The sequence below is a fragment of the Mycobacterium sp. 852002-51961_SCH5331710 genome (assembly GCF_001665535.1).
In the GTDB taxonomy this organism is placed as follows: domain Bacteria; phylum Actinomycetota; class Actinomycetes; order Mycobacteriales; family Mycobacteriaceae; genus Mycobacterium.
Genome location: NZ_LZSQ01000013.1, coordinates 1 through 2,496 on the forward strand (window position 1 = coordinate 1; position 2,496 = coordinate 2,496).

1 protein-coding gene is annotated in these 2,496 nt (G+C 65.7%); it reads right to left on the minus strand.

The genetic code is table 11. The annotated features are described in order from the left end of the window. Positions 1 to 2,496, minus strand: a 2,496-nt coding sequence (locus tag A5752_RS02275; RefSeq protein WP_156613547.1) for an AMP-binding protein, incomplete at both ends; no start/stop codon positions are given.

Below are 2,496 nucleotides of genomic sequence, written 5' to 3' on the forward strand. Positions count from 1 at the left end.
CCGACCCTGGGAACCACCAAACTGATCGACAAACCACAACCGACTCTGCGCAAACGACAACGGCACCACCGAAGGCCGCTGCCGCACCGTCAGCGTCGCGTCCGTCCGGCCATCGCCGTGCTGTCTGATCCACTCGGCCAACCCGACTACTGTCGGCGCCTCGTACAACGCCCAGAGAGGAACCTGCACACCCAGTTCAGTCCGGATCCGGGCGACAAGACGCGTGGCCGACAACGATTGCCCGCCAAGGCTGAAGAACGAATCGTCGATGCCGACCAAGGTGGCCTCGAGGATTTCGCCGAACAGACGGGCCAGCACCTGTTCGCAATGATCACGGGGAGCGCGATAGGGCACCTCACCGATGCATTCCGGTTCGGGCAACGCACGCCGATCGAGTTTGCCGTTGACGGTCAACGGCAGCGCATCAACCGCCGTGATCGCCGCGGGAACCATGAACTGCGGCAACCGGCCGGCGACGAAACCGCGCAATTCAGCTATGCGTTCAGCGGCCGACGGGTCGTTGACGTATCCCGCCAAAGTTTCCAACCGGGTGGCCGGGACGTAGAGGTCCGACAGCGCCACCGGCGGGTGATCTGGCGCGTCGTCGCTGCGGGTGTAGATGAGGTCGATGAGCCCGGCGGTCGGCGACCAGGTCAACGCTGTCGCGTATCCCAGCTCCTCACCCAGCCGATGACACTGGTGCGGCAACACCGCTTCTGGTTCCGTAGCGCCGGCCTGTAATTCACTGAGGGCCCGCCAATCGTCGGCCTCGGCCACTGCCCGCGCCAGCGCCACATCGTGCCAGATCCCCCCGTGTGGTGCGCCGGTGACGCGCAGCCCCGGCAATTGATGCGACCGGAGATATTCGCCCAGTTGGGCAAGGCTGCCGAAACGCTGCCATGGTTGCGTCGGTAGGTCCGCCAGGGAACGGACCGGCACCGGCGCCTTGCGCAATACGACCTCGTATCGATAACCGCTGAGTTCGTTTGCCGCTCGCATCCGCTTGAGTTGGACCTCGACCGCGGCGATCTCCGGAATATGCTGCGGCAAGGCCGCAAAGAACTCCGGCGCCAACAGCAATTCACGCTCGGCGAGCATGTTCGCGTGCACTCGCTCGCGAACGGCCGCGGCCGTGTCGTGTTCCCCGGTAGCACATGCCACCCCTGTGGCAAAGGCTGAAAGCAGGGACAGATTGCGGACATCCCCGATGAACAACGCCCCACCCGGCGCCAGTAGCTGCATCGCCGCGGCCAGGACGTCGAGTAGGTAACCCGCGCTCGGGAAGTACTGGACCACGGAGTTCAGCACCACCACGTCGAAGTGTTCCTGTGGCAACCCGTCGATGACATCGGCTGGCTGTACGCGCAGCCGCACTCTGTCGCCCCATGATTCCGCGGCCAGGCCCTCCTGCAAAGCCTGGATCGTCGACGCGGAGAAGTCCGTCCCCCAGTATTCGACGCATTCGGGCGCGACGTGCGCGAGCAGCAGGCCGGAACCCACGCCGATCTCGAGTACCCGCCGCGGGCCCAGTCCGCGGATGCGGTCCACTGCAGCCGCCCGCCACTCTCGCATCTCCTCCAAGGGGATCGGGGCCCCGGAGTAGCTGCTGTTCCAGCCTCCGAAATCGTCACCCAGCGCGACTTGTGAGTTCGAGGTCGACGTCGACTCCGTGTACAGACCTTCGTACACCCCTCGCCACTGGTCGACGAGAAGCGATTCACGCTGCGGCTCACGGACCAGCTTCATGTGATTATCGAGCACGACATAGCCGGCCAGCCGGGTATCGCCAACTCGCCCATCGGCATTCGCGGCTGATGTCGAGTAGTCGGTAACCGCGGCTTGGGCTACCCGCGGATGGGCCGCCAGCGCGGCCTCGATCTCACCGAGATCGACGGCGGTTCCGCCGACCTCGACCTGCTTGTCGGCGCGTCCGAGGTAGTACAGCTGACCGTCGGCCCCCCAGCGCACGAGATCGCCTGTGCGGTACATCCGTTCGCCGGGGCGCCCGAACGGGCACGCCACAAACCGCATTGCTGTCGAAGAACTCTGGCGAACATACCCGTATGCGAGCCCCGAACCGGCCACGTACAACTCACCGGCGACGCCGGCCGGCACCGGACGCAGCCACGGGTCCAGAACAAACAAGGCCGTGCCCGGCCCCGGCGAACCGATCGGTGCAGCCGAGCCCGCGGCCAGCGGCGCACTGAGGGACGCATATAGAGTTTCGGGCTGGCAGTAAGCGTTGATCATCACCCGGCCGGGAGCCCAGCGATCCACCAGTTCGCGCGGACAGGGCTCACCGGCGACTACCAGAGCCGTCGAATCCAAAGACTGCGGCGACAGCGCGCCTGCCGCGGTGGGGGTTTGGCTGAGGATGTCGACGTGTTCGGTGACCAGTAGGGTGTGGAATTCGGTGGGCGATCCGACCACCTCCTCGGGCACGACCACCAGTCGCCCGCCGTGCAACAGCGCGCCGAAGATCTCCCACACCGAAAG